Here is a 19,880-nt window from a genome sequence, read left to right on the forward strand (position 1 = left end):
GCCAGGCTGCGCGCACCTCTGCACGATCCGCTTCCGCAACACCCGGGGCAAGCAGGCCGAGGAGTCCGGCTTCCCCACCCAGGACGCCGCCGTCGAGCGCCTGACCGAGCTCTGCACCGCCCGCAAAACCACCCCGAGGACCTTCGCCGAACAACAGGAGACCCTCGACGAAATGGCCTTCGAGGAGTACGCGAAGGCATGGTTCGCCCGCAAGCGCGGACTCACCGGCAGCAGGCAAGCCGCGACCGAGTCCCGGATGCGCACCCACGCCTATCCGGAGACCGGCTCACGCAGGATGCGCTCCTTCGACAGCTTCGTGGTGGAACGCTTCACCGTCATCGACCTCGCATCGCGACGTCTGGCCCGCTGGGCGATCGCCGGCCACATGCGCGCGGACCTCGTCATCGACGCCGCGGCGATCCGAACGCGCGGCGGCCTCGCCGGATCGATCATGCGCGTTCGCCCATCCGATCGCGTGGGTGACCTGTCAAAGCCGATGCTGCCCGGACTCGACTCGCTTGCGGGCGGTACGCACCCCAGTGCGCACGCCACAGAGCCATTCGCTCAGGTGACGGCCGCTGCATGCCTTGTCCACTTGGGGACGCCGGGACTTGAAGTACCGGCCGGCCTCGGACAGATCCGTTGCTCGCTGTCGGACACCACGTGCACGCCCACCCAACCATGTGCGGACATACGTCATGCCCGGCCCCACAGATGATGCGGCCGCAAGGCGGTGCGGTCGCGGTCGACCAGGACCGGCCGGCCGGCCGTTCGATGACCTGGGCGGATGGCCAAATGAGTTACTGCAGGGGCGAGTTCCGAATAACCACGTGAGTGGTGCGAGCAGAGCACATGTCACAGGCCGGGGCCCTGTCCGGTCTCAGAGAGAGAACGGACGGAGTGACACCGTTTCCCGCCGATGCCCTCGGTGGACGCTCTGCAGGAGGAGTTCAGCATGACGCATAGCCACGCCGCACAGCCTGACGCACTTCGGAGGGATGAACTTGTCCCGTCGCGTTACGCGTTGAACGTCGGCGACATCGAGGTGTTGGTGATCAGCGACGGGGTGCTTGCCATCGATCCCGCGACGCTTGCCACCAACGCGGAGAAGGCCGAACTGTCGGCCTGGCTCAGTGACAACTTCCTTTCACCTGATGTGATCGACTACCCGCTGAACGTGGCGGTGGTGCGCAGCGGGGAGCAGACCATCCTCGTCGACTCCGGGCTGGGGACGGAGTTCCCGGGTTTCCCCAGGGCCGGGCAGCTGGCCATGAGGCTGGAGGCGGCCGGGATCTCACCCGCGTCCGTGACCGACGTGGTGCTCACCCACCTGCACATGGACCACATCGGAGGGCTGCTCGTCGAAGGCCTGAGGGGGCGGCTCCGCAGGGATCTGCGCGTACATCTGGCAGCGGCCGAAGCCGAGTTCTGGGAAGCGCCGGACTTCTCCCGCACTGCCATGCCCGCACCGGTGCCCGAGGTACTCCGTACGACGGCCGCGCGGTTCCTGGACGTGTACCGCGGCCAGTTGCAGCCGTTCGAGACTGAACGCGAGGTGGCTCCGGGCGTGCTGATCAAGCGCACGGGCGGTCACACCCCCGGCCACAGCATCATCCGCCTGGAGTCGGGCGGCCAACGGCTGACATTCGCCGGCGATGCCATCTTCCAGTGCGGGTTCGACCAGCCCAACTGGTTCAACGGCTTCGAACACGATCCCGAGGAGTCGGCCCGGGTCCGGATGGGTCTGCTGAAGGAGATGGCGGCGACCGGCGAGCACCTGATGGCCTCTCACCTGCCGTTCCCGTCCGTCTGCCAAGTGGCGACCGCCGACAACGCCTTCCGCTTCGTACCGACCGTGTGGGACCACTGAGAGAGTCGTCCTCAATCACGTTTGCGCGCGGGTGCGGACGGACGCGCGGCCCTGCCCCGTCATCTCTTTCGCGGTCCTGTAATGAGTCCGACGCCCTCCGGACCCGGCATGACTGCAGCCCCTGTCGAAGCACGGCTTGGGGGCTGGCATCACCGGGCCCGGGGGGCGTCGGGGGCGCTTTTCAGACCGTGTCCTACATTCTCAGTTCGAGGAATCGTTTGTAGCGGCAGAGAGCGGCTGCGAGTCCGGGAAAGGCCAGGTTGTTGCCTGGTTTCCTCTCGTATCGGTGGTTGAGGCGGCGGTAGCCGGTCGGCCAGGCGCCCTGGACGTGTCACTCCCAGTCGTGCACGCCCGGGGCTGAGGCGAACCTTGGACGTGGGTTCGTCCGCCCCCGCTGCAGCCGTACGGGCTGAACACGCATACCTCGGAGCGGGGCAACATAGCGCGGGATCGCCGGTTAACCAAACCGGCGATCCCGCGCACCATCGATAAAGCCCCGAAACCTTGGAATCGCTCTGAGCTGCGTCGATGCAGCACTGAAGCTTCCCGCTACACGTCGTTCTCGTGGTCATGCGATCAGGCTGTAACCGCTCGTTCGACCAACGCCAGCGCCCGGCCCGGGAGTTCTCCGCGCTGCTCCTCGGCGCCACTCAGCCACTCCACACGCGGGTCACGCCGGAACCACGAGTCCTGACGGCGCGCGAAGCGTTTGGTGGCGCGTACGGTCTCCGCGCGGGCCTCGTCCTCGGTGCACTCCCCCGCGAGCGCCGCGAGGACCTGCTGGTATCCGAGCGCACGCGAGGCGGTACGCCCCTCGCGCAGCCCCCGGGCCTCCAGAGCGCGCACCTCCTCCACGAGCCCGGCCTCCCACATCCGGTCCACGCGGGCGCGGATCCGTTCGTCCAGTTCGGGGCGCTCGACGTCCACACCGATCTGGAGGGCGTCGTAGACCGACTCGTCTCCGGGGAGATTGGCGGTGAAGGGCTTGCCCGTGATCTCGATGACCTCCAGGGCCCGGACGATACGGCGCCCGTTGCTCGCCAGGATGGCCCGGGCCGCCCCGGGGTCCGCGGCGGCGAGCCGGGCGTGCAGGACGCCGGAACCTTGCTCCGTCAACTCCTGTTCGAGCCTGGCGCGCACCTCGGGGTCCGTCCCGGGGAATTCGAGGGCGTCGATGGCGCCCTTCACGTAGAGGCCCGATCCGCCGACCAGGACGGGGGTCCGCCCTTCGGACAGGAGCCGGTCGATCTCGGTGCGGGCGAGCCGCTGGTATTCGGCGACGCTCGCGGCCTCGGTGACGTCCCAGACGTCCATCAGGTGGTGAGGGACACCGTCACGCTCGGGAAGCGTCAGCTTCGCCGTGCCGATGTCCATGCCGCGGTACAGCTGCATGGAGTCGGCGTTGACCACTTCGCCGCCGAGCTGTTGGGCGAGGAACACTCCCAGGTCGGACTTCCCGGCCGCGGTGGGACCGACGACGGTGATGACGCGGGGGGCGGGAGCTGGGGTTCTCACCGGGACAGTGTCCCAAACTTCGGGACGCGTCCGGACCGGACGGCCGGGTGCTCCCGCTCCGCCCGGCACGGAACCTCTCACTCCGCCCCGCGCGGACGGACACGGCGAGTGACGCGAGTTTGCTCACAGCCGAGTAAAATGTGAGCACAGCCCCCCAGCACGGAAGGTGACCCCATGGGTTTCCTGGACAACCTGAAGGCCAAGCTGGCTCCGGCCAAGGAGAAGGTCGGCGACCTCGCGCAGCAGCACGGGGACAAGATCGACCAGGGCCTCGACAAGGCCGCCCGCACGGTCGACGAGAAGACCAAGGGCAAGTACAGCGACAAGATCGTGTCCGGCACGCAGAAGGCCAAGGACGCGGTCGACCGCCTGGGCAACAAGAACGAGGGCGGCACGCCGCCTCCGCCGCCCGCTTCCTGACGCGGGTCCCGGAACCGAGGGTCGTGGAGCGAAGCCGCTCCACGGCCCTCGGCCGTGCCGGTGGAGGGACCGGCCGGTCAGGACCAGGCCGCGACGGCGTATCCCACGCCGTAGGGGGCGTCCTCGTACAGCAGCCGCCCGTCGAGGCCGGCGCCCCGGGCGGCGCCCGCGAGCACCTGCCAGGGAGCCCGGCCCGCCGCCTTCAGTTCGTGCGCGAGCGACTCGTCCAGGGCGCTGAGCGCGGCGAGGTCGGCGCTGCCCAGCGCCCGCACGGCCGCCGCGTCGAAGTCCGCCGCCCGCTCGTCCAGGTAGCCGGGCGCCTTGACCGTACGGCAGGCACTGCCGTCGCCCATGACCAGCAGGGCCACGCGGTCCGCCCTGGCGGCCAGCTCCTCGCCGGCGCTCAGGCAGCGGTCCGCGGCGAGAGTCTCCCCCCACTCCGAGCCCCTCGGCCGGGGCGCCGTCCCACCCTGCCAGGTCCAGCAGCCAGGCGCCGACGGCGAGGGACGCCGGGAGCGGGCGTTCCGGTGCCGGCGCTCCGGCGGGCGACTTCCCGAGCCGCACGGTCAGGTCGACGCCGAATCCGGCGAAGGAGCCGACGCTGCCCGGAGGGAACGGCCCCCGGCCGTCCGGCCCCGCGGGCCCGGCCACGATCAGCAGGTCCGGCTGCGCGGCGGCGAGCACGCCCAGCGCGTCGAGACAGGCGCTTCTGGCGGCGTCGAGCTCGGGCCCGGCTCCCGCGGCCACCTCGGGCACCAGGAGCGGCGGGCAGGGACAGACAGCGGCGGCGGCAAGCATGCCGGTCAGCGTACTCAGTCGCAGCCGCATCCCGGGGTGGCGGCCGCGGGAAGCGGGGCGGGAGCGCCGATGCCGGGCAGGCCCAGCATCACGCCCGCGGGCCGGTCGGCGGGGGTCGCGTTGCGCTTCTCCCAGGCGTCCCCGGACCGCGTACGCCGGACGCCCAGGGGCGCGCCCTCGGCGAGCAGGTGGTGCGGGGCGGCGTAGCTGATCTCGACGGTGACGACGTCGCCGGGGCGTACGTCCTCGGACGGCTTGGTGAAGTGGACGAGCCGGTTGTCGGGGGCGCGGCCGGAGAGCCGGTGGGTGGCGCCGTCCTTGCGGCCCTCGCCCTCCGCGACCATGACGTCGAGGGTGCGGCCGACCTGCTTCTTGTTCTCCTCCCAGGAGATCTCCTCCTGGAGGGCCGACAGGCGCATGTAGCGCTCCTGCACGACCTCCTTGGGGATCTGGTCCTCCATGTCGGCGGCGGGTGTCCCGGGGCGCTTGGAGTACTGGAAGGTGAAGGCGTTCGCGAAGCGGGCCTCACGCACGGCGTGCATCGTCTGCTCGAAGTCCTCCTCGGTCTCCCCGGGGAAGCCGACGATGATGTCGGTGGAGATGGCGGCGTCCGGCATGGCGGCGCGCACCTTCTCGATGATCCCGAGGAAGCGCTCCTGGCGGTACGAGCGGCGCATGGCCTTGAGGATCGTGTCCGAGCCCGACTGCATCGGCATGTGCAGCTGGGGCATCACGTTCGGCGTCTCGGCCATCGCCGCGATCACGTCGTCGGTGAAGTCGCGCGGGTGGGGCGAGGTGAAGCGGACGCGCTCCAGCCCCTCGATGGCGCCGCAGGCCCGCAGCAGCTTGGAGAAGGCCTCGCGGTCACCGATGTCGGAACCGTAGGCGTTCACGTTCTGTCCGAGCAGCGTGATCTCGCTGACGCCTTCAGCGACGAGGGCCTCGATCTCGGCCAGGATGTCGCCGGTACGCCGGTCCTTCTCCTTGCCGCGCAGCGCGGGGACGATGCAGAAGGTGCAGGTGTTGTTGCAGCCCACGGAGATCGACACCCACGCCGCGTAGGCGGACTCGCGGCGGGTGGGCAGGGTCGAGGGGAACGCCTCCAGGGACTCGGCGATCTCGACCTGCGCCTCCTCCTGGACGCGGGCGCGCTCCAGCAGCACCGGCAGCTTGCCGATGTTGTGGGTGCCGAAGACGACGTCCACCCAGGGGGCGCGCCGCACGATGGTGTCGCGGTCCTTCTGGGCCAGACAGCCACCGACGGCGATCTGCATCCCTGGGCGCTTCGTCTTCATCGGGGCGAGGCGGCCGAGGTTGCCGTAGAGCTTGTTGTCGGCGTTCTCACGCACCGCGCAGGTGTTGAACACGACGACGTCGGCGTCGCCGTCCGAGCCCTCGGGGGCACGCACGTAACCGGCGCCCTCCAGCAGCCCCGACAAGCGTTCGGAGTCATGGACGTTCATCTGGCACCCGTAAGTGCGTACCTCGTAGCTCTTCTGGACGTCCACTGCTTCGCTCCGGTTGCCGCTGGTCATGGCACAAGGGTAGGCGGTGACCGCGACTCTCCCGCCGCCGGAGCCTGTGGCCCCGGTCCGGCCTGGCCAGGACGGGGCACCGCCTGGCAGGATCGCGCCATGCTGCACGCACTGTCCAGATTCGGCCGGCGCCGTACCCTCCTCGGTGGCGGCGCCGCCGTGGTCGTGCTCGGACTGCTGTCGTGGTGGGTGCTCCCGCTCGGCGACGCGGAGCCGAGCGGTTCCCTCACCTTCTCCACCGGCGTGCGCAGCGGGGTCTACCAGCGGTACGGACAGCGGCTCGAGGGCGCGCTGGCCAAGGACATGCCCAAGGTGTCGATACAGCTGCAGAACAGCGAGGGTTCGCAGCAGAACATCGAACGCGTCGCCACCGGCAAGGCCGACTTCACCATCGCCACCGTCGACGCGGTGGCCGCCTACCTGCAGAGCGGCAAGCCGGGCGGCGAGCGGCTGCGCGGGTGTGTGCGGCTGTACGACGACTACGTCCAGCTGGTCGTGCCCAGGGGCTCGGACATCAGCGAGGTGTCGGACCTGAGGGGCAAACGGGTCGGCGTCGGGCAGAAGGGCTCGGGCGTGCTCCTCGTCGCGGACCGGCTCATGACCGCGGCGGGCGTCGACCCCTCGGAGGACATCACCCCGGTCGAGGCCGGGATCGACACGATGCCGCAGCGGCTGGCCGACGGGGAACTCGACGCCTTCTTCTGGTCCGGCGGGCTGCCGACCGGTGCGGTGGAGGAGCTCTCGCAGAAGCTCGACGTCAGGCTGGTGCCGTTGGAGTCGTCCCTGATCAGCAAGCTCCAGGCCGCGGGCGGGTCCACCCGGCACTACAGGTCCGCGGTGATACCGGCCGACGCCTACGACCACGCGCAGCGGGGTGAGACGGTCCAGACGGTGGCGGTCGCCAACCTGCTGATCACCGCGGACCGCGCCGATCCACGGATGACGGAGGCGTTCACCCGAACCGTGATCGACAGCAGGGACCGGATCGGGCGCGAGGTGCACGCCGCGCAGCTGGTGGACCTGCGGACGGCGATCTACACCGATCCGCTGGAACTGCACGAAGGGGCCAAGCGCTACTACCGCTCGGCCAAGCCCTGAGCCCGTCGGCGCGGCCCCCGCGGGGCACGGTGACCGTCACGAGCGGGCCGTGCCGCCTCAGACCTGCGGGGCCTCGCGGGGCACGGTGACCGTCACGAGCAGGCCGTGCGGCTCGTGCGTGCCGTAGCGGATGGTTCCGCCCCCCGCGGTGAGCAGCGCGCGCGAGATGGAGAGTCCTAGACCGGACCCCTTGATGTTCTGGTGCCGTCCGCTGCGCCAGAACCGGTCGCCGACGCGCTCCAGTTCCTGCTCGGTCAGCCCGGGCCCCCGGTCGGCGACGACGACCGTCGCACCGGTCCCGTCGGTGCCCGTCGTGACCCGGACCTCCTCGCCCTCGGGCGTGAACTTCAGCGCGTTGTCGATGACGGCGTCGAGCGCGCTGGAGAGGGCTATCGGATCGGCCCAGCCGGTGACCGCGGGGGCGCCGTCCAGCGTCAGGCGGACGCCCCTCTCCTCGGCGAGGGGCCGCCACGCCGCGACACGCTCACCGGTGAGGGCGCCGATGTCCGTGAGCCGGATGTCCGCCTCCGCGTGCTCGGCCAGCGCGAGGTCCAGCAGGTCGTCCAGGACGTTCGCCAGACGCTTGCCCTCCGTCCGGACGGACGCGATCTCCTCGTTGCCCTCGGGAAGTTCGAGCGCGAGAAGCTCGATCCGCAGAAGCAGCGCCGCCAGGGGGTTGCGCAGTTGGTGGGAGGCGTCGGCGACGAAGGCGCGCTGCTGCTCCAGCACGTCCTCGACGTTGTCGGCCATCTCGTTGAACGACTTGGCCAGCCGCCTGAGCTCCGGTGGGCCTTCGGACACGACGACCCGTGAGCGCATTCTGCCGCTGGCGATGTCGTGGGTGGCCGCGTCCAGGGTCCGTACCGGCAGCAGCACCCAGCCGGTGAGACGGAAGGCGGCACCCAGGGCCACCAGCATGGCCAGGGCCTCGCCCAGGGCGATGAGCAGCCAGCCGCGCATGGTTCTGGAGCGCATCTCATCGGTGGGCGAATCGGTCACGACGACCGCGACCACGTCACCGTCCCGGACCACCGGGGAGGCCACGGCGAGTCGGCCTCTCTGCCACGGCCAGACCTGCGCCGGGTCGTGGGACCGCCGGCCGAGCAGGGCTTCGCGGAAGGCGTCGCGGCCCTCCCCCTCGTCGGGCAGGGTCCAGCCGTCCGGGGCCTTGGCGAGGGCCCTGTCGTCCCGGTAGAAGACGCCGGCTCTGATCCCGTACACCGAGTCGTATGCCTCGAGTTCGGTCTGCAGGATCCGCCGCCGCTCGTCCGAGCCCTCGACCGGTTCGCTGACGAACTGGGCGAGTGCGGCGAAGCGGGCCGTGTCGTCGATCCGGTCGATGACGACCCGCTGCTGCTCGGCGGCGGCCACCCGCACGGCGAGCGGAAATCCCAGGGCGAGCAGCACGGCGGCCATGAGGACGATGAGCAGGGGGAGCAGGCGGGTGCGCACAGGGCGTGGATCCTCAGGCCGAGGGCGGTACGAGGCGGTAGCCGACGCCCCGTACGGTCTCGACCAGTGCGGGGAGCCGCAGCTTGGAGCGCAGCGACGCGACGTGCACCTCGAGGGTGCGTCCCGTTCCCTCCCAGCTCGTCCGCCACACCTCGCTGATGATCTGCTCCCGGCGGAAGACCACGCCGGGACGTTGGGCCAGCAGCGCCAGCAGGTCGAACTCCTTGCGGGTGAGCTGGACCTCCTGGCCGTCCACGCTGACCCTGCGGGTGGGCAGCTCGATGTGGACCGAACCGATCCGGAGGGCCGCGAGCGGGGTCGGGCCCGTCTCCTCGCCGGCCGTCCTGCGCCGGGCCACGGCGTGGATCCGGGCGAGGAGTTCACCGGTGTCGTACGGCTTCACGACGTAGTCGTCGGCGCCCAGGTTGAGACCGTGGATGCGGGAGCGCACATCGGAACGCGCGGTCACCATGATGACCGGGATCGCGGAACGCTTGCGGATCTTCCCGCACACCTCGTAGCCGTCCTGGTCGGGCAGCCCGAGGTCCAGGAGCACGACGCCGAAGGGTTCCTTGTCGGCGGGCAGCAGCGCCTGCAGCGCCTCCTCGCCGCTGCGGGCGTGCACGACCTGGAAGCCGTGCCGCCCGAGAACGGCGGACAGGGCCGCAGCGACGTGGTCGTCGTCCTCGACGAGCAACAGCCTCACGCGCCCTCCTCTTCCGTTCGTGTCGTCCGGGACGGTCGGAACTCTTCCGTGACGGCCCGCGGATGTTCCGCAGGGTGAATCCTCGCGTACGCCGTCGATTCACACGGTCCCGCAATAGGGCATCCACGCCGATGACAGGTGTGCCAGTCAAGACCATGGTCGTTACCAGTGGGTTTCCGTTACCCACCCGGTACGCCGACGTGCGCGCCGTGGCGTCCCGTTCACACGGAGTGTCCGGGCTGAGGCCGGATCGTTATGCTCAATTTCCGCTCAGATGTACTGACGATGATCGCACGGCGTCACTAGGGTCCTTCCCTAACCGAGGAGGACGGAGCAAGAAGCCGATGAGCGGAGTGTCAGTGACCAAGGCCGCCGAGGATGCCGCACCTGCGGGGGACGACCTTGTCGTACTGAGCAACGTCAACAAGCACTTCGGCGCGCTGCATGTGCTCCAGGACATCGACCTGACCATCGCCAGCGGCGAGGTCGTCGTAGTCATCGGACCCTCAGGGTCCGGGAAGTCCACGCTGTGCCGCACGATCAACCGCTTGGAGACGATCGACTCGGGCGCGATCTCGATCGACGGCAAGCCGCTGCCCCAGGAGGGCAAGGAGCTCGCCAGGCTGCGTGCCGATGTCGGCATGGTCTTCCAGTCGTTCAATCTCTTCGCGCACAAGACGGTGCTCGAGAACGTGATGCTGGGCCAGATCAAGGTCCGCAGGACGGACAAGGGCCTCGCCGAGGAGAAGGCCCGGGCGCTGCTCGACCGCGTGGGGGTCGGCGCACAGGCCGACAAGTACCCCGCGCAGCTTTCCGGCGGCCAGCAGCAGCGCGTCGCGATCGCCCGCGCGCTGGCCATGGACCCCAAGGTCATGCTCTTCGACGAGCCCACGTCGGCGCTCGACCCGGAGATGATCAACGAGGTCCTGGAGGTCATGCAGCAGCTGGCCCGGGAGGGGATGACCATGGTCGTCGTCACCCACGAGATGGGCTTCGCCCGCTCGGCGGCCAACCGGGTCGTCTTCATGGCCGACGGCAAGATCGTCGAAGAGGCCACGCCGGACCAGTTCTTCAGCAACCCGCGCAGCGACCGGGCCAAGGACTTCCTGTCGAAGATCCTGCACCACTGATATCGACGACCTACGACACGAGGATTGTTCACATGAAGCTCCGCAAGTCGGCCGCCGTTGCGGCCATCGCCGTGATCGCCCTGACCGCGACCGCCTGTGGCGGCAAGGAGGGCTCCGCCGGCGACAAGCCGTCGGGCGTCAAGCCCGGTTCCTCGGAGGCGCCGAAGCTTCCGACGTACACCGTCGCGACCGGTGTCGACCTGGACTCGGCGGCCTTCAAGGAGGCGAAGAAGCGCGGCAAGCTGGTCATCGGCGCCAAGGCCGACCAGCCGTACCTCGGCTTCGAGGACCAGTCGACCAAGGAGCGTTCCGGCTTCGACATCGAGATCGCCAAGATGCTCGCGGCCGACCTCGGCTTCTCGGACAAGCAGATCGAGTGGAAGACGGTCGACTCCGGCATCCGTGAGACGGCCATCTCCAAGGGCCAGGTCGACTACTTCGTCGGTACGTACACGATCAACGACGAGCGCAAGAAGCAGGTCGGCTTCGCGGGCCCGTACTACAAGGCCGGCGCGGACCTGCTGGTGCGCAAGGACGAGACCTCCATCACCGGCAAGGAGTCGGTGAAGGACAAGAAGGTCTGCTCGATCGTGGGTTCCACCCCGCTCCAGGAGATCAAGAAGCCCGAGTACGGCGCGCAGGTCGTCGAGCTGGCCAAGTACTCGGACTGCGTGCAGCAGCTCCTGACCAAGCAGGTCGACGCCGTCACCACCGACGACTCGATCCTCAAGGGCTACGCCGCCGCCAACTCCGGCAAGCTCAAGGTCGTCGGCAAGCCCTTCACCGACGAGCCCTACGGCGTCGGCCTGGCCAAGGACGACAAGGTGCTCCGCGAGGCGATCAACAAGTCGCTGGAGACCCACGTCAAGGACGGCACGTACAAGAAGATCTACGAGGCGACCCTCGGCCTGTCGGGTTCGGACTACACCGAGCCGCCGGCCATCGAGCGCTACTGACGCAGCTCCGTCGCTGACGTCCTGTCACTCACGTCCTGTCACTGACGTCCTGTCACTGACGCCTCCCGCGTGAGTGAGGCCGTCCCGTAGGCCGCCTTCCCTGAGCACGGCGGCCTGCGGGACGCCACCTTCCCCTGCCCTGATGCCGCTGACCGCCGACGCGGAGACCCCATGAACGTATTGCTCGACAACTTCCCGGAATACCGCGACGGCTTCATAGGCACCGTGTCGATCACCGTCATCAGCTCGGTCATCGCTCTGGTCCTGGGCGTCGCCATAGCCGGCTGCCGGGTTTCGCCGGTGCCGCCGCTGCGCTACTTCGGTACCGCTTGGGTGACCCTGCTGCGCAACACCCCGCTCACCCTGCTCTTCCTCATCTTCTTCTTCGTGGTGCCGGAGATCCTCTTCCCGGGGATGAGCCCCTTCCTGCTCGGCTCACTGGCCCTCGGCTTCTACACCTCCTCGTTCGTGTGCGAGGCGGTCCGGTCGGGCATCAACACCGTCTCCCTGGGACAGGCCGAGGCCGCGCGCTCGATCGGTATGACGTTCACCCAGACCCTGCGGATCGTGGTACTTCCGCAGGCCACCAGGTCCGTCATCCCGCCGCTGAGCAGCATCTTCATCGCCCTCACGAAGAACTCGGCGATCGCCGGTGCCTTCAGCGTCGCCGAACTCTTCGGATGGCAGAAGCTGATGAGCGACCGGGGCTACGAGATCACGCCCGTCTTCATCTGGGTGGCCCTCGGCTACCTGGTCGTCACGTTTGCCATCAGCGGTCTCTTCCGGCTGCTCGAGCGCCGTATGGAGGTCGCCCGATGAGTGCCAGCGTTCTCTACGACACACCGGGCCCGAAGGCCGCTGTCCGCAACCGGATCTACGCCGTGGTCGGCAGCCTCGCCATCCTGGCCCTGATCGGTGCCAGCGTGATGCGGCTGTCCGACAAGGGGCACCTCGCCCCCGAGATGTGGGACATCTTCAACTACGCGGGCATCCGGCAGAACATCGCCGACGCCGTCCTCGCCACGCTCAAGGCCTTCGGGCTCGCGGCGGTCGGGTCGCTGATCCTCGGCGTACTGCTCGCCGTCGGCCGGCTCTCGGACCACAAGCCGGTCCGCTGGTTCGCCATCACCTTCATCGAGCTCTTCCGCTCGATCCCGCTGCTGATCACCATCTACGCCATCTGGGTCGGCTTCCTCACCGACTACTCGATGTGGGCCCTGGCGCTCGGCCTGTCCGTCTACAACGGCTGCGTCCAGGCCGAGGTGCTGCGCGCCGGCATCAACTCCGTGCCCAAGGGGCAGAGCGAAGCCGCTTACGCCCTCGGGATGAGCAAGACCCAGGTCATGGTCAGCGTGCTGATGCCGCAGGCGGTCCGTGCGATGCTGCCGACGATCATCAGCCAGCTGGTGGTGACCCTCAAGGACACCTCGCTCGGCTTCATCATCCTGTACCCGGAGCTGCTCCAGACCGCGCGTCTGATCGCCTCCAACACGCAGGTCAACGCCCAGTACCCGTACGTCTCGACCATCGCGGTCATCGGCACGATCTATGTGACGATGTGCCTGATCCTGTCGGCGCTCGCCACCTGGATCGAGAAGCGTGGCCGTCGGGCCAAGACCGGTATCGCGGTGGCCGCGGCCGCCGAGACCCCGGAGGTCCTCCCCGCCGGCAGCATCACGGCGCCCCCCACCGAGGACGGCGCGGCCGACGGCAAGCCCACCGACGGGGGCACCGTCAAGAAGGACTGACCGGGTCCAGGACGCCCGCGTCGTCATGACGCGTCGTCAGCCCACTCCGCGCACAAGGCAGCCCGTCGGTCCACCGGCGGGCTGTCCGGGTTCCCGGCCCCACGCCCGGGAAGGCGGCGCGCTGTGGCCGGTGCTCCGACCCCTGGTACGGCAGGAGGCCCGAGAGCTGCACGGGTTGCGTGGGGCGGCTACGTGGGCGCTCCGTCCCGCTGTCGCTTGACGCGGACAGCGGCAGTGGGTTGCATTCGTTCTGTGATCGCGTCCCGAACCACCGCCGCCGCGCCCCCTCCTTCCTCCCTCTCCTCCGCCAACTCCTCGACCACCGCTGGAGGGTTCGCACCGTGGACCCGGTGATCGTCGTCGGTGCCGGGCCGGTCGGGCTGGCGTTGTCGCTCGCCCTGGCGGCCCAGGGTGTCCCGTCCGTGCTGCTCGACGAAGGGCCCGGCAAGGACGAACCGCGTCCGGCACGCACCGTCGTGCTGCGCGAGGACACGGCCGACCTGGTGGAACGGCTCGGCTGCCCGGCGCTCCACGCCGAAGGACTGCGGTGGTCGGGCTGGCGCTCGGTACGGCGGAAGCAGCTGGTACGGGCCGTGCCCCTGGGCGACGACGAAGGTACCGTCCCACTGCCGTCGCCCGTGCACCTGCCCCAGCACGCGCTCACCGGTGGGCTACGGGCGGCCGTCGCGGCGCACGATCTGGTCGAGATGGTGCCGTTCAGCCGGATCGACACGCTGGAGCAGGACGCACACGGCGTCACGGTCCACACCCGTGAGCCCGGATCGACCTGGTGGCGCGGGAGTTACGTGGTCGGCTGCGACGGAGCGAGGTCCACGGTGCGCAAGCTCCTGGACATCAGGTTCCCCGGCCGTACGGCGGTCGAACGGCACGCGGTGGCCGCGCTCCGCGCCGAACTGCCCTGGCCGGGCGAAGCCGTACTGCACCGCTCGCCACCCTGGCGCTCCGGTGGTACGGAGGTCACCGCCCGCCCGCTGCCCGGCGGGGTCTGGCGGCTCGACTGGCTCCTACCGCCACGCGGTGAACTCGTCACCCCCGACGCCCTCATCACCAGGATCCGCGACACCCTGGAGGGCTGGTGCGGCGAGACGCCGGCCTACGAACTGCTGGACACGGGCGTGTACACGCTCCATCACCGGCTGGCCAGGCGATGGCGGTCGAAGCGTGCCTTTCTCGCCGGGGACGCCGCGCACCTGCTGGGCGCGCTCGGAACCCAGGGCCTCGACGAGGGGCTTCGGGACGCCGAGAACCTGGCCTGGAAGCTGGCGCAGGCCTGGCACCAGGACGCCTCCGAACTCCTCCTCGACAGCTACCAGGCCGAGCGCAGGGCCGCCGTCGCCTCCCGGCTGCGCGCCGCCGACCAGTCCCTGCCGATACTGCGGGGCGGTGCGGGCCTCCGGACGCTCGTACCCGGCGCCTCGCGGGGACACGACACGCTGTTGGCGGATGGTCATCTGGGATGCGGGCCGCTGGGCGCGCCCCCCTCGTACACGCACTCCCCCCTTTCGCCTCGACACGCTGATGGACACACGCCGGTGGGGACCGCCCCGGGTGCACCGGTCGCCGATGTGCGGGTGACCGCGCCCGACGGGAAAGCCGTGCGGCTGCGTGACCGGCTGGGACTGGGAAATCTGCTGGTGATCCTGGTCGCACCGGGCACCGGGGTGTGGGACCGGCGGCACTGGCTGACCGCCGGGGTCATGCCCCGGCTGGTCGACGCGGTGGGTGCCCTCCCGGTGAAGGCCGAACTGCTGGTGACGGAGAACTACCCGGGTGCGACGGCCCACACGGTGCTGCTGGTCAGGCCGGACGGGCATCTCGTCGCGGCCTTCAACGGGGTACGGCCGGCCGAGTTGTTCGCGGCTGCCGACGCCGCGCGCGGGGGTGGCGCGGAAACGGCGCAGGACGACCGGACGCGCACCACTACGAGCTCCGACCGGACTGCGGACGTCAATTGACCGCCGCAGGCGCACATGGTGTACTCCGGAACATGACCGACACCGATGTGCGCCTGTGGCGGAGGGTCCATATGGACCTCGTCCGCTACGCGGGCTGCGTGTGTCGCCCGTCCTGCTGAATCGCCTTCCCCGGCACGCCGTGCTGTCCCGCGCGCGGCCGTGCTCCCGCGCGAACTTCTCAGGACGGCCCCTGTGTCTGCACTCTCTTCTTCCTTTCCCGCTCCCACTTCCGCGTCCTCTTCCGATTCCACGCTGGCAGTCGGCTCACAGCCCGCCGACTCACCACCCGTCGTCGGCGCGGAGGCCCCGGTCGATGTCCCGGCCGGTGTCCCCGCCGGCAGCGGCGCGGAGGCCCCGGCGCCGACCGCCGCGGAGCTGCTCGACTTCGTCCGCCGTACCGCCGAGGACGCCGCGCTCGTGGCTTCACTCCCTCTCGATCCCGAGGGGCGGACGTGGCTCCGGCTCGACGGCCCGGGCGGCAGCGAGGCGTGGCTGATCAGCTGGCCGCCCGGCACCGGCACCGGCTGGCACGACCACGCAGAGTCGACGGGAGCGTTCACCGTCGCCGCAGGCGCCCTCAGGGAGCACTCGCTCGCCGCACGGCTGCCCACCGACGGCTGGAAGACCCTCGAACTGAGTGAGGGCGTCGACCGGACGCGGCTTCTGGGGACCGGCCAGGGCAGGGCCTTCGGCCGGCACCATGTCCACGAGGTGCTCAACGAGGCCGGAGACGAGCATGCCGTGTCGGTGCACGCCTACTACCCGCCCCTGCCGCAGATCCGCCGCTACAGCCGCTCGGGAGCGGTGCTGCGTCTGGAGCAGACAGAACGCCCGGAGGACTGGCAGTGAGCGACGCAAGCCAGGAACAACAGGACCCGGTGGGCATCGACGAACTGCTCGAACAGGTGCGGGCGGGCTATGAGCGGGTAGGCCCCGAGGAGGCCGCAACCGCCGCTACCGAGGGCGCGCTACTGGTCGACATCCGCTACGCGGCGCTGCGCGAGAAGGACGGGCTGATCCCCGGCGCTCTGGTCGTCGAGCGCAACGAGCTGGAGTGGCGGCTCGATCCGCGGGGCAGCCACCGTGCCCCCGAGGCGACCAGCCACGACCTGCGGGTCGTGGTGATCTGCAACGAGGGTTACGCGTCGAGTCTTGCGGTCGCCTCGCTGCGGGCACTGGGGCTGCGCCGGGCCACGGACCTGACCGGCGGCTTCCAGGCGTGGCGCGCGGCAGGGCTCCCGGTCGCCCTCTGACCGGTGGCCCCCGGGCCCCGGCCGGGGCACTCGGCTCAGCGGGCGCCGAGCCCCCGGGCCGTGTGCATCTGACTGGGCCCTGCGCGTGCGTGCCCGGACCCCGGACCTCTGGCGTACTGGTCACGCCCTCCAACCCTGGGGACGCGGCCTCCCCCGCCACCGGCCTGCCCACGTCGGCAACCAGCCCGTCCCTCCAGGGCCCGGCCGGGGCCCGGTCCCTGGAAACCGCCGACCGAGGACCGGGCCCGCGCCGCGGTACCGGCTGCCATCGGCTGCCAAAAGCTGTCGCCATCGCCTTTCCCTGTCCTGTCCTGCCTGTCCGGGCTGTCCTACCTGTCCGGGCTGTCCTGCCTGTCCGGGTTGTCCTACCTGTCCGGGCTTCGCGCTTGGACCGGCAGGACAGGGCCGGATGCCCCTCCGACCCACCCGATCGCTCCACTCCGGTGGAGCGATCGCCGCGCGCGACGGACATTCGCCTCATCCCTGAGGACCGGAATGTACGGAGATGTCGCGCCGATGGAAACCGCTCAGCTCACCCCGGAACAGCTCGACTCACAGTCCTCCCGTCTCCATGACACGGACGCATGGCAGCGCATCGTCACCGGCTGGGAGCGCACCACTCAGGAACCTGCTCCCCCTGTGCCCGTACCGGCCGGGGAGACGCGGCGGGCGGCACCGCCCGTGTACCGGGGCGACTGGCGAGATCTGCTGTCCGTGCCCGTCGACCGGCTCATCGCGGACTCTCTGCGGGCCCTGCCGGCACGGCAGGCCCACGAGCGACCGCTCCCCGGACGCTTCGGCGCCGTGCTGCCCGAGCGTCTGCACGCCTGGCGCCGCATCGGACAGCCCGATGTACGCCCGTCGACGCACCTCGCCCACGCGCGGCGGATCCTCACCGAGTGGGGCTGGCAGAACACGCCCTACCGCCTGCGCAACGCCCGAGGAGCACGCTGCGTCTGCGGAGCCATGCTGACCGCGCACCGCCTCGGCTACGGGTCGCTCGACACCGTCGACCGGGCCGGGGCCTGGCTCATCACCGAGCTGCGCGCACAGGGTTGGACGGGCCTGATCGGCCCCTGGAACCGCCATCCCGGCCGCACCGCCGAGGACGCCCTGGCCCTGATCGACGCCACGATCAGCCGGGCGTCGCTGGCAGGCCACTGAGACAGGGGCCGAGCGACCACGAACAGGGTGGTCGCCGAAGCCTTACGCCCCTCACCGCACCGCCCCTCACCGCGTCCCTCACCGCACCGTTCCTCACTGCACAGCACCGCCCCGTGAGCAGCCTGCCTGTCGGCGATAGCCCCCTCCGCCACCGCCGCAGCCCGCTTCACATGACGTACGCACCCGGTCCCCGTCCCGATGCGGTTCCCCCGTCCCCCCGGCCCGGCCCCTTTCACGTCGAGGACCGGGCAGCGTCCCGTGTTTCCACCCGCCGGACGACTGCGTTCCCCCGCTCCCCCGGTCACCTGTCAGAAGGGCTCGTCCAGCCCTTCCGTGTCCTCCCCCTCCGCCTCGATCGCCTGACGCACCACGCGCAGTGCCATCCCCTCGCCGTACCCCTTACGCGCGAGCATGCCCGCGAGCCGCCTCAACCGCTTGTCCCGGTCCAGCCCACGGGTGGAGCGGAGCTTCCGCGCCACGAGCTCCCGGGCGGTCTCCTCCTCCTGCTCGGGGTCGAGCTGCCCGACCGCCTCGTCGATCACCGTGGGGTCGACCCCTTTGGTGCGGAGTTCCCGCACGAGGGCGCGGCGGGCCAGCCCCCTGCCGTGATGCCGGGACTCGACCCAGGCGTCCGCGAACGCCGCGTCGTCGATCAGTCCCACGTCCTCGAACCGCGAGAGCACTTCCTCGGCGGCCTCGTCAGGAATCTCCTTCTTACGCAAGGCATCGGCCAGCTGCTTACGGGTCCGCGGGGTCCCGGTCAGCAGCCTGAGACAGATGTTGCGCGCCTGCTCGACCGGGTCCCGCGGTTCCCCCTTCTCGGCCCTCGACGAGGAAGGGGAACCGCTGCTTCTAGAGCGGGAGCGGGAACCACGACCCGCCCCCTCGCCGAACCCGGCCCCCGGGCCGGGCTCCGGGGAATCCCCGGACGGTTCTGCGGCGTACTCGGGGCCGGGTGCCGCACCGGCGTCGGTGCCCGGCCACTCCGTGCGACGCGTCACGGTCTAGCTCTTGGCCGCTGCGGCCTTGGCGGTCTTGGCCTTGGTCGCGGGAGCCGGCACCGACTTGGCCGCGGCATCGGCCGGGGCACCCGCGGTGACCGCGGCATCGGCCGCGGGCTCCGCCGCCGGGTCCTCGGGACGGACGCCGACGCCGAGCTTCTCCAGGATCTTCCTCTCGATCTCGTTGGCGAGGTCGGGGTTGTCCTTGAGGAAGTTGCGGGCGTTCTCCTTGCCCTGGCCGAGCTGGTCGCCCTCGTACGTGTACCAGGCGCCGGCCTTGCGTACGAAGCCGTGCTCCACGCCCATGTCGATCAGACCGCCCTCGCGGCTGATGCCCTGGCCGTAGAGGATGTCGAACTCGGCCTGCTTGAAGGGGGGCGCCACCTTGTTCTTCACGACCTTGACGCGGGTGCGGTTACCCACGGCGTCGGTGCCGTCCTTCAGCGTCTCGATCCGACGGATGTCCAGACGCACCGAGGCGTAGAACTTCAGTGCCCGGCCACCGGTCGTGGTCTCCGGGGAGCCGAACATGACCCCGATCTTCTCGCGGAGCTGGTTGATGAAGATCGCGGTGGTCTTGGACTGGTTCAGCGCACTGGTGATCTTACGGAGCGCCTGGCTCATCAGACGCGCCTGCAGACCCACGTGCGAGTCACCCATCTCCCCCTCGATCTCCGCACGGGGCACCAGGGCCGCGACGGAGTCGATGACGATCAGGTCCAGCGCACCGGAGCGGACCAGCATGTCCACGATCTCCAGGGCCTGCTCACCGTTGTCAGGCTGCGAGAGGATGAGGCTGTCGATGTCGACGCCGAGCTTCTTCGCGTACTCCGGGTCGAGGGCGTGCTCCGCGTCGATGAACGCCACGGAACCGCCGAGCCGCTGCGCGTTCGCCACGGCGTGCAGCGTCAGCGTCGTCTTACCGGAGGACTCCGGTCCGTACACCTCCACCACACGGCCGCGCGGCAGACCGCCGACGCCGAGCGCCACGTCGAGCGCGGTCGACCCGGTGGGGATCACCTCGATCGGCTCGTTCGGCCGCTCACCGAGGCGCATCACCGCGCCCTTGCCGAATTGCCGTTCAATCTGTGCGAGCGCGGCGTCCAGCGCCTTCTCGCGGTCGGTTCCTGCCATGGGTTCCACCCGATTTGCTTGAGTCGATCGCTTCACGTCACAGACGCTAACCCCTGCCACTGACAATGGGCCTCGACGTCCTCCCGGCCTGTGGACAACTCCACGGTCGGGCCCGGCAAAACCC

At 70.1% G+C, this 19,880-nt stretch carries 19 protein-coding genes and 2 pseudogenes; 13 read left to right on the forward strand and 8 right to left on the reverse strand.

Going from position 1 to position 19,880, the window contains the following annotated elements; genetic code table 11:
• Positions 1–172: 172 nt before the first annotated feature.
• Both LWJ43_RS07825 and LWJ43_RS07830 read left to right on the forward strand, forming a co-directional pair.
• Entirely contained in the window at positions 173–718 is a 546-nt protein-coding gene (locus LWJ43_RS07825) for a hypothetical protein (RefSeq protein WP_277336067.1), read from the forward strand.
• A gap of 237 nt (positions 719–955) precedes the next feature.
• Positions 956–1,870: an MBL fold metallo-hydrolase gene (locus LWJ43_RS07830; protein WP_277331575.1), complete on the forward strand. Its 915-nt coding sequence runs from the start codon at positions 956–958 to the stop codon at positions 1,868–1,870.
• 193 nt (positions 1,871–2,063) lie between these two features.
• On the opposite strand, the pseudogene LWJ43_RS07835 reads toward LWJ43_RS07830, so the two are convergent.
• Positions 2,064–2,189: pseudogene (locus tag LWJ43_RS07835) on the reverse strand (IS5/IS1182 family transposase); the annotation flags it as partial.
• 257 nt (positions 2,190–2,446) lie between these two features.
• The gene (gene miaA, locus LWJ43_RS07840) at positions 2,447–3,385 is read right to left on the reverse strand and encodes a tRNA (adenosine(37)-N6)-dimethylallyltransferase MiaA (RefSeq protein ID WP_277331576.1); all 939 of its coding nucleotides are present in this window, start codon (positions 3,383–3,385) and stop codon (positions 2,447–2,449) included.
• Between the two features lie 174 nt (positions 3,386–3,559).
• Here miaA and LWJ43_RS07845 point away from each other — a divergent pair, with 174 nt between their 5' ends.
• The gene (locus LWJ43_RS07845; protein ID WP_277331577.1) at positions 3,560–3,805 is read left to right on the forward strand and encodes an antitoxin; all 246 of its coding nucleotides are present in this window, start codon (positions 3,560–3,562) and stop codon (positions 3,803–3,805) included.
• A gap of 77 nt (positions 3,806–3,882) precedes the next feature.
• Here the strand turns inward: LWJ43_RS07845 and LWJ43_RS07850 are convergent.
• A pseudogene (locus LWJ43_RS07850) lies at positions 3,883–4,603 on the reverse strand (class III extradiol dioxygenase subunit B-like domain-containing protein).
• A gap of 14 nt (positions 4,604–4,617) precedes the next feature.
• Positions 4,618–6,138: a tRNA (N6-isopentenyl adenosine(37)-C2)-methylthiotransferase MiaB gene (gene miaB / locus LWJ43_RS07855; RefSeq protein WP_277331578.1), complete on the reverse strand. Its 1,521-nt coding sequence runs from the start codon at positions 6,136–6,138 to the stop codon at positions 4,618–4,620.
• Positions 6,139–6,237: 99 nt separating this feature from the next.
• Between miaB and LWJ43_RS07860 the strand changes: the two genes are divergently transcribed.
• Complete coding sequence (locus tag LWJ43_RS07860) at positions 6,238–7,236, forward strand: TAXI family TRAP transporter solute-binding subunit (protein WP_277331579.1); 999 nt, start codon at positions 6,238–6,240, stop codon at positions 7,234–7,236.
• Between the two features lie 57 nt (positions 7,237–7,293).
• On the opposite strand, the gene LWJ43_RS07865 is transcribed toward LWJ43_RS07860, so the two are convergent.
• Positions 7,294–8,688: a sensor histidine kinase gene (locus LWJ43_RS07865; RefSeq protein WP_277331580.1), complete on the reverse strand. Its 1,395-nt coding sequence runs from the start codon at positions 8,686–8,688 to the stop codon at positions 7,294–7,296.
• A 13-nt stretch (positions 8,689–8,701) separates the two neighbouring features.
• Entirely contained in the window at positions 8,702–9,394 is a 693-nt protein-coding gene (locus LWJ43_RS07870; RefSeq protein WP_277331581.1) for a response regulator transcription factor, read from the reverse strand.
• A gap of 344 nt (positions 9,395–9,738) precedes the next feature.
• Between LWJ43_RS07870 and LWJ43_RS07875 the strand changes: the two genes are divergently transcribed.
• From LWJ43_RS07875 to LWJ43_RS07910, 9 genes are all read left to right on the forward strand, one after another.
• A complete protein-coding gene (locus tag LWJ43_RS07875; protein ID WP_277331582.1) occupies positions 9,739–10,524 on the forward strand; it encodes an amino acid ABC transporter ATP-binding protein in 786 nt (261 codons plus the stop codon).
• Between the two features lie 32 nt (positions 10,525–10,556).
• On the forward strand, positions 10,557–11,480 hold the full coding sequence (locus LWJ43_RS07880) for a glutamate ABC transporter substrate-binding protein (protein WP_277331583.1): 924 nt from the start codon (positions 10,557–10,559) through the stop codon (positions 11,478–11,480).
• Positions 11,481–11,651: 171 nt separating this feature from the next.
• A complete protein-coding gene (locus LWJ43_RS07885) occupies positions 11,652–12,299 on the forward strand; it encodes an amino acid ABC transporter permease (RefSeq protein ID WP_277331584.1) in 648 nt (215 codons plus the stop codon).
• Entirely contained in the window at positions 12,296–13,228 is a 933-nt protein-coding gene (locus LWJ43_RS07890) for an amino acid ABC transporter permease (RefSeq protein WP_277331585.1), read from the forward strand. Before LWJ43_RS07885 ends, LWJ43_RS07890 begins: the two co-directional genes overlap by 4 nt.
• Before the next feature lie 341 nt (positions 13,229–13,569).
• Positions 13,570–15,204 (forward strand): FAD-dependent monooxygenase, encoded by a 1,635-nt coding sequence (locus tag LWJ43_RS07895; RefSeq protein WP_277331586.1) that lies wholly within the window; start codon positions 13,570–13,572, stop codon positions 15,202–15,204.
• Positions 15,205–15,236: 32 nt separating this feature from the next.
• Complete coding sequence (locus tag LWJ43_RS32870; protein WP_311605579.1) at positions 15,237–15,323, forward strand: putative leader peptide; 87 nt, start codon at positions 15,237–15,239, stop codon at positions 15,321–15,323.
• Between the two features lie 133 nt (positions 15,324–15,456).
• The gene (locus tag LWJ43_RS07900) at positions 15,457–16,053 is read left to right on the forward strand and encodes a cupin domain-containing protein (RefSeq protein ID WP_462100942.1); all 597 of its coding nucleotides are present in this window, start codon (positions 15,457–15,459) and stop codon (positions 16,051–16,053) included.
• Positions 16,050–16,457, forward strand: coding sequence for a rhodanese-like domain-containing protein (locus LWJ43_RS07905; protein WP_277331588.1), 408 nt, complete (start codon positions 16,050–16,052; stop codon positions 16,455–16,457). Before LWJ43_RS07900 ends, LWJ43_RS07905 begins: the two co-directional genes overlap by 4 nt.
• A gap of 516 nt (positions 16,458–16,973) precedes the next feature.
• Positions 16,974–17,621, forward strand: a complete 648-nt coding sequence (locus tag LWJ43_RS07910) for a DUF6197 family protein (protein WP_277331589.1) — start codon at positions 16,974–16,976, stop codon at positions 17,619–17,621.
• A 308-nt stretch (positions 17,622–17,929) separates the two neighbouring features.
• On the opposite strand, the gene recX is transcribed toward LWJ43_RS07910, so the two are convergent.
• Both recX and recA read right to left on the reverse strand, forming a co-directional pair.
• The gene (recX, locus tag LWJ43_RS07915) at positions 17,930–18,622 is read right to left on the reverse strand and encodes a recombination regulator RecX (protein WP_277331590.1); all 693 of its coding nucleotides are present in this window, start codon (positions 18,620–18,622) and stop codon (positions 17,930–17,932) included.
• A 3-nt stretch (positions 18,623–18,625) separates the two neighbouring features.
• Complete coding sequence (recA, locus tag LWJ43_RS07920; RefSeq protein ID WP_277331591.1) at positions 18,626–19,756, reverse strand: recombinase RecA; 1,131 nt, start codon at positions 19,754–19,756, stop codon at positions 18,626–18,628.
• Between the last annotated feature and the right edge of the window lie 124 nt (positions 19,757–19,880).

Origin of the sequence: Streptomyces sp. JH34 (assembly GCF_029428875.1) — a bacterium.
GTDB lineage: Bacteria > Actinomycetota > Actinomycetes > Streptomycetales > Streptomycetaceae > Streptomyces.